Source organism: Micromonospora sp. NPDC023814 (assembly GCF_040639595.1).
GTDB lineage: Bacteria > Actinomycetota > Actinomycetes > Mycobacteriales > Micromonosporaceae > Micromonospora.
Genome location: NZ_JBFAAF010000134.1, coordinates 1 through 8,344 on the forward strand (window position 1 = coordinate 1; position 8,344 = coordinate 8,344).

Here is an 8,344-nt window from a genome sequence, read left to right on the forward strand (position 1 = left end):
TCCTGGACGGGTTGGCGGTGTGGCGGCGGCAGCTCGGGTTGCCGGCGGTGAGTCTGGCGTGGGGTATGTGGGACACCGCCGGCATGGCCGCGTCCCTCGACGAGGCGGACCGGGCACGGTCGGCGCGGGCGGGTCTCACGCCGATGAGCGCCGAGACCGGGTTGGAGCTGTTCGACGCCGCCCTGACGGCGGATCGGGCGGCCCTGGTGCCGGCCGTGATCGACGTACCGGCGATGCGGGCGGGCCTCGGCACCGGCGGCCCGGTGCCGGCCGTGCTGCGTACCCTGATCGGGTCGACGGCGGCCCGGCGACGGGCCGCGCGCGGCGGCGACTGGGCCAACCAACTGGCGGGCCTGGCACCCGACGAGGCCCGCGCCCAGATCGACGTTTTGGTGCGGGGCCTGGTCGCGCAGGTGCTCGGGCACGGTGGCGCGGAGGCGGTGCCGGCGGACCGGGCGTTCCGCGAGCTGGGCTTCGACTCGCTGACCGCCGTCGACCTGCGTAACCGGCTGAACGCGGCCACCGGGCTGCGGCTGGCCTCGACGCTGGTGTTCGACTACCCGACCCCGACCGTGCTCGTCGACCACCTCTACGAGCAGGTCTCCGGACAGATCAGCGCCCGCCGGACGGCGGTGCTCACCGCCAACACCGACGAGCCGATCGCGATCGTGGGCATGGCCTGCCGCTACCCGGGTGGCGTCGAGAGCCCGGACCAGTTGTGGGAGTTGCTGGCCGCCGGTGGTGACGGGATCTCGGAGTTCCCGGCGGACCGGGGTTGGGACCTGGAGTCGTTGTTCGACCCGGACCCGGACCGCAGCGGCACGTCGTACACCCGGCACGGTGGCTTCCTGTACGGGGCGGCGGAGTTCGATCCCGGGTTCTTCGGGATCTCGCCGCGGGAGGCCCTGGCGATGGATCCGCAGCAGCGGCTGCTGCTGGAGGCGTCGTGGGAGACGTTCGAGTCGGCGGGCCTGGACCCGGCGGGCCTGCGGGGCAGCCGGACCGGCGTCTTCGCCGGGGTCATGTACCACGACTACGCCTCCCGCCTGATGGACCTGCCGCCGGACGCCGAGGGTTTCGTCGGCACGGGCACCTCGGGCAGCGTGCTGTCCGGGCGGGTGGCGTACACGTTCGGCCTGGAGGGGCCGGCGGTCACCGTCGACACGGCGTGTTCCTCCAGCCTCGTTGCGCTGCACCTGGCGGCGCAGGCGTTGCGGTCGGGTGAGTGTGACTTGGCGCTGGCCGGTGGTGTGACGGTGATGGCGACGCCGGGGACGTTCATCGAGTTCTCGCGTCAGCGGGGTCTGTCGCAGGACGGTCGGTGCAAGTCGTTCGCGGCGTCGGCGGACGGCACGGGTTGGTCCGAGGGCGTCGGTGTGCTGCTCGTGCAGCGGCTGTCGGACGCCGAGCGGGAGGGTCGGCGGATCTACGCCGTCGTGCGGGGCACGGCGGTGAACCAGGACGGCGCGTCGAACGGTTTGACGGCGCCGAACGGTCCGTCGCAGCAGCGGGTGATCCGGCAGGCCCTCGCGAACGCCCGGCTGACAGTGGCGGACGTGGATGCGGTGGAGGCGCACGGCACGGGCACCACCCTGGGTGACCCGATCGAGGCGCAGGCGCTGTTGGCGACGTACGGGCAGGATCGGCCGCAGGATCGGCCGCTGTGGTTGGGGTCGGTGAAGTCGAACATCGGGCACACGCAGGCGGCGGCCGGTGTGGCCGGTGTGATCAAGATGGTGCTGGCGATGCGGCATGGTCTCGTTCCGCCGACGTTGCATGTGGATGAGCCGTCGCCGCACATCGACTGGACGTCCGGTGCGGTGGCCCTGGCTACCGAGGCGACGCCGTGGCCGCGGGTGGATCGGCCGCGTCGGGCGGCGGTGTCGTCGTTCGGCATTTCCGGTACGAACGCGCATGTGATCATCGAGCAGCCGCCGGCGGAGGTGGTGGAGGGCGAGGTCGTCGCTCGGGAGCTGCCGCCGGTGGTGCCGGTGCTGCTGTCCGCCCGCTCCGACGCGGCCCTGGCCGCTCAGGCGGGCCGGTGGGCGCGATGGCTGACCGCCGACGAGGCCCCGCGTCCGCTGGACGTGGCCTGGTCCTCGATCACCACCCGGCCCGCGCTGGAGCGCCGGGCGGTCCTGACCGCCGTCGACCGGGACGACCTGGTCGCGGCGCTGACCGCCCTCGCCAACGGCGACCCCGCCGGTACGGTCGTCTCCGGCGGAGCCGGGCAGCGGGGCCAACTCGCCCTGCTCTTCTCCGGCCAGGGCGCGCAGCGTGCCGGCATGGGCCGGGAGTTGTCCGAGGCGTTCCCCGTCTTCGCGGCGGCGTTGGACGAGGTGTGTGCGCAGCTGGATCCGTTGCTGCCGCGTCCGCTGCGGGAGGTGCTGTTCGCCGAGGCGGGCACCCCGGAGGCCGAGCTGCTGGACCAGACCGTGTTCACCCAGGCCAGCCTGTTCGCGGTCGAGGTGGCGCTGTTCCGCCTGGTCGAGTCGTTCGGCGTCGTGCCGGACATGCTCGCCGGTCACTCGATCGGTGAGATCACCGCCGCGCACGTGGCTGGGGTGCTGTCCCTGACGGACGCGTGCGCGTTGGTGGCGGCGCGGGGTCGGTTGATGCAGGCGCTTCCGGCTGGCGGCGGGATGCTCGCTGTGGCCGCCGACGAGGCGGCGGTGGTGGAATCGATCGCCGGGCTGACCGATCGGCTCGGGATCGCGGCCGTCAACGGGCCCGCCGCCGTGGTGGTCTCCGGTGACGTCGAGGCCCTGGACGAGGTGGAGCGGACCTGGCAGGGCCGGGGCGTCCGAACCCGTCGGTTGACGGTGAGCCACGCGTTCCACAGCCCGCTGATGGAGCCGATGCTGGCCGAGTTCCGTACGGTCCTGGACGGGCTGACGTTCGCGGCGCCGTTGCTGCCGGTCGTGTCGAACGTGACCGGTGCGCTGGCCGAGGGCGACGAGATCCGCACGGTCGACTACTGGGTGCGGCACGTCCGTGAGGCGGTGCGTTATGCCGACGGAGTTGCCGCGTTGCGGGCCGCCGGGGTGGACACGTTCCTGGAGGTGGGTCCGCAGAGTGTGCTGACGGCGATGGCGGCGGACATCCTGCCCGAGGATGACGCCGTGCTGGCCGTAGCCGTCCAGCGCAAGGATCGGCCGGAGACGCAGGCGCTGCTGCACGCCTTGGCCGAGCTGCATGTGCACGGCGTGCCGGTGACCTGGCGGCAGTGGTTCACCGACAGCGGCGCGCGCCGCGTCGACCTGCCCACGTACGCCTTCCAGCACGAGCGCTACTGGCCCGCCGCCAACCGGGCGCGGATGGGTGACGTGTCCGGAGCGGGACTCGGTCGCGCCGAGCACCCGCTGCTCGGCGCGGCGGTGGACCTTGCCGGCGACGACGAGATGGTCCTGACCGGCCGGATCTCCCTGGCCACGCACCCCTGGCTGGCCGACCACGCCGTCTCCGGCGTGACGCTGGTCCCGGGCACGGCGCTGGTCGAACTGGCCGTGCGCGCCGGCGACGAGGTGGGCCTCTCCCGGCTGCGGGAGCTGACCGTGGCCGCCCCGCTGGTCGTCCCCGGCACCGGGGGCGTGCGGATCCAGGTGCGGGTGGACGGGGTCGTCGACTCCGCGCACCGCACCGTCGCCGTCTACTCCCGCCCCGACGACGACCCCGAGGCCGGCTGGACCCGGCACGCGGAAGGCGTGCTGGAGTCGTCCACCGCCGACGAGCCGGACATGGTCACCTGGCCCCCGGCAGGGGCGTCCGAGGTGGACCTGGCGGAGTGGTACCTGGCGCTGGCGGAGCACGGCCTGGCGTACGGGCCGGTCTTCCAGGGGCTCCGGCGGGCCTGGACCAGCGGTGGCGAGGTGTTCGCCGAGGTCGCGTTGCCCGACGAGGTGGCCGGCGACGCGGCGGGCTTCGGGGTGCACCCGGCGCTGCTGGACGCGGCCCTGCACCCGATCGGGCTGCTGGGTTCGCAGGAGTCGGGTGGGCCGCGGGTGCCGTTCGCGTTCGAGGGCGTGCAGGTGCACGCCTCGGGCGCGGGGGTGCTGCGGGTGCGCCTGACCCGCAACGGTTCCGGGGTGCGGCTGGCGGCGTACGACGAGGCGGGCGCGCCGGTGGTGTCGGTGGACTCCCTCGTTCTGCGGGAGCTGACCGGGGTGGCCGCGCCGGGCGCGGCATCGCGGTCGCTGTTCGAGCTGCGGTGGCCGGCCGTGGAGGTCACCCCCGGCGGGGAGGCGTCCGGATGGGCGCTGCTGGCGGACGGCCGGGAGATGCCGGCCGAGCTGGCGGCACGGGTCGGGCTGGTCGCGTACCCCGATGTGGCGGCGGTCGCGGGGGAGGAGTCCGTCCCTCGGGCGCTGCTGCTTCCCGTGTTCCCCGCGTCCGAGTCGGCAGCGGAGACGCCGGAGTCGGTCCGGGCGGTGACCTCGGACGTGCTGGCGACGGTGCAGTCCTGGCTGGCGGCCGACGTGCTGGCGGACTCGACGCTGGTGGTGGTGACCCGGGGCGCGGTCTCGGTCGGTGCCGAGGACCGGGTCAGCGACCTGGCGGGTGCGGCGGTGTGGGGTCTGCTGCGGTCGGCGCAGTCGGAACACCCGGGGCGCATCGTCCTCGCGGATATCGACGGTGACCTGGACGCCGCGCTGGTGACCACGCTCGACGGGGTCCTGCGGGAGCCGGCCACGACCGGCGGTCAGTTGGCCGTCCGCAGGGGCGCGGTGTACTCGCCCCGCCTCGTCCGGGCGGGCCTCACGGTGGCGGCGGAGACGCCGAACCTGGGTGACGGCGCGGTACTGGTGACCGGCGGCACGGGTGCCCTCGGTGCGCTGGTGGCGGAGCACGTGGTGTCGTCGTGGGGTGTGCGGTCGCTGGTGCTGGTGTCGCGGCAGGGCCCGTCGGCTGCGGGCGCTGGGGAGTTGTCGGAGCGGTTGACCGCGTTGGGCGCTGCCGTGCGGGTGGTGGCGTGTGACGTGACGGACCGGGACCAGGTCGACGCGCTCGTCGCCGACATCACTGCCGAGGGCCGGCTGGCGGGTGTGGTGCACACGGCTGGTGTGTTGGACGACGGGGTCGTCGAGGGGTTGACCGCGGAGCGGCTCGGGGCCGTGTTGGCGCCGAAGGTGTCGGCCGGTTGGCTGCTGCACGAGGCGACGGCGGGTCTGGGACTGGATCTGTTCGTGGTGTTCTCGTCGGTGGCGGGGACCTTGGGCTCGCCGGGTCAGTCGGCGTACGCGGCAGGCAACGCGTTCCTGGACGCGCTGGCGGTGTACCGGCGGCAGCTCGGGTTGCCGGCGGTGAGCCTGGCGTGGGGCATGTGGGACACGGCGGGCATGGCGGCCTCGCTCGACGAGGCGGATCGGGCGCGGTCGGCGCGGGCGGGTCTGACGCCGATGAGTGCCGAGGTCGCGTTGGAGTTGTTCGACGCGGCCCTGGTGGCGGATCGGGCGGCCCTGGTGCCGGCCGTGGTCGACGTGCCCGCGTTGCGGGCGGCGACCGCCGGCCGCCCTGTGCCGGCCGTGCTGCGCACCCTGATCGGCGTGACGAGCACCCGCCGCCAGGCGGGGCAGGGAGGTGGCGGGTGGGCCGACCGGCTCGCCGGGCTGACCGAGGACGAGGGCCGGGCCCAGGTCGACCTGTTGGTGCGGGGCCTGGTCGCGCAGGTGCTGGGGCACGGTGGCGCGGAGGCGGTGCCGGCGGACCGGGCGTTCCGGGAGTTGGGCTTCGACTCGCTGACCGCCGTCGACCTGCGTAACCGGCTGAACGCGGCCACCGGGCTGCGGCTGGCCTCGACTCTGGTGTTCGACTACCCGACCCCGGCGGTGCTCGCCGACCACCTCTGGTCGGAGTTGGCCGGGGTCCGTCAGTCGACCGCCGACCTGGTCGCCGGCACGGTCGTCGGCACCGACGAGCCGATCGCGATCGTGGGCATGGCGTGCCGCTACCCGGGTGGCGTCGAGAGCCCGGACCAGTTGTGGGAGTTGCTGGCCGTCGGTGGTGACGGGATCTCGGAGTTCCCGGCGGACCGGGGTTGGGACCTGGAGTCGTTGTTCGACCCGGACCCGGACCGCAGCGGCACGTCGTACACCCGGCACGGTGGCTTCCTGTATGGGGCGGCGGAGTTCGACCCCGGGTTCTTCGGGATCTCGCCGCGGGAGGCCCTTGCGATGGATCCGCAGCAGCGGCTGCTGCTGGAGGCGTCGTGGGAGACGTTCGAGTCGGCGGGTCTGGACCCGGCGGGCCTGCGGGGCAGCCGGACGGGCGTGTTCGCCGGGGTGATGTACCACGACTACGCCTCCCGCCTGATGGACCAGCCAGGCGAGGTGGAGGGCTACGTCGGCACCGGCACCTCGGGCAGCGTGCTGTCCGGCCGGGTGGCGTACACGTTCGGCCTTGAAGGCCCGGCGGTCACCGTCGACACGGCGTGTTCCTCCAGCCTCGTTGCGCTGCACCTGGCGGCGCAGGCGTTGCGCAGCGGTGAGTGTGACTTGGCGCTGGCCGGTGGTGTGACGGTGATGGCGACGCCGGGGACGTTCATCGAGTTCTCGCGTCAGCGGGGTCTGTCGCAGGACGGTCGGTGCAAGTCCTTTGCCGCGTCGGCGGATGGCACGGGTTGGTCCGAGGGCGTCGGTGTGCTGCTCGTGCAGCGGCTGTCGGACGCCGAGCGGGAGGGCCGGCGGATCTACGCCGTCGTGCGGGGCACGGCGGTGAACCAGGATGGCGCGTCGAACGGTTTGACGGCGCCGAACGGTCCGTCGCAGCAGCGGGTGATCCGGCAGGCCCTCGCGAACGCCCGGCTGACAGTGGCGGACGTGGATGCGGTGGAGGCGCACGGCACGGGCACCACCCTGGGTGATCCGATCGAGGCGCAGGCGCTGCTGGCGACGTACGGGCAGGATCGGCCGCAGGATCGGCCGCTGTGGTTGGGGTCGGTGAAGTCGAACATCGGGCACACGCAGGCGGCGGCCGGTGTGGCCGGTGTGATCAAGATGGTGCTGGCGATGCGGCATGGTCTGGTGCCGCCGACGTTGCATGTGGATGAGCCGTCGCCGCACATCGACTGGACGTCCGGTGCGGTGGCCCTGGCTACCGAGGCGACGCCGTGGCCGGCCGTGGACCGGCCGCGTCGGGCGGCGGTGTCGTCGTTCGGCATCTCCGGTACGAACGCGCATGTGATCATCGAGCAGCCGCCGGCGGAGGTGGTGGAGGGCGAGGTCGTCGCTCGGGAGTTGCCGCCGGTGGTGCCGGTGCTGCTGTCCGCCCGGTCCGACGCGGCCCTGGCGGCCCAGGCGGGCCGGTGGGCGCGCTGGCTGACCACCGACGAGGCCCCGCGCCCGCTGGACGTGGCCTGGTCCTCGATCACCACCCGACCGGCGCTGGAACAGCGCGCCGTCGCCGTGGTGGCAGACCGGGACGGCCTGCTCTCCGCGCTCCGGGCCCTCGACGCGGGCGAGCCCTCCGGTGCTGTCGTCACCGGCTCCGCCGCCGCACGCGGTCAGCTCGCGCTGCTGTTCTCCGGCCAGGGTGCGCAGCGTGCCGGCATGGGCGGGGAGTTGTCCGAGGCGTTCCCCGTCTTCGCCGCCGCGTTGGGCGAGGTGTGTGCGCAGCTCGATCCGCTGGTGCCGCGTCCGTTGCGGGAGGTGCTGTTCGCCGAGGCGGGCACGGCCGAGGCGGCGTTGCTGGACCAGACGGTGTTCACGCAGGCGGGCCTGTTCGCGGTCGAGGTGGCGTTGTTCCGCCTGGTGGAGTCGTTCGGTGTGGTGCCGGACTTCGTGGGCGGTCACTCGATCGGTGAGATTACGGCCGCGCACGTGGCCGGTGTGCTGTCCCTCGCCGACGCCGCCGCGTTGGTCGCGGCGCGGGGTCGGTTGATGCAGGCGCTTCCGGCCGGCGGCGGGATGCTCGCCGTGGCCGCTGCCGAGGCGGCTGTGGTCGAGTCGATTGCCGGCCTCACGGATCGGGTCGGGATCGCGGCGGTCAACGGGCCGACGTCGGTGGTGGTGTCCGGGGCGGTCGAGGCTCTCGACGGCATCGAGCGGGCGTGGCGGGAGAGGGGCGTGCGGACTCGTCGGTTGACGGTGAGTCATGCGTTCCACAGTCCGTTGATGGAGCCGATGCTGGCCGAGTTCCGGGCGGTCCTGGGCGGGTTGACGTTCGCGGCGCCGTTGCTGCCGGTGGTGTCGAACGTGACCGGTGCGCTGGCCGACCCGGACGAGATCCGCACGGTCGACTACTGGGTGCGGCATGTCCGTGAGGCGGTGCGGTACGCCGACGGGGTCGCCGCGCTGCGCGCCGCTGGTGTGGACACGTTCCTGGAGGTGGGTCCGCAGAGTGTGCTGAC

Annotated in this window: 1 protein-coding gene; it reads left to right on the forward strand. The window is 73.7% G+C overall.

What is annotated here, in order from left to right; genetic code table 11:
* Nucleotides 1-8,344 (forward strand): SDR family NAD(P)-dependent oxidoreductase (locus AB0G14_RS34010; protein ID WP_357704640.1); only part of this gene is annotated, 8,344 nt, incomplete at both ends.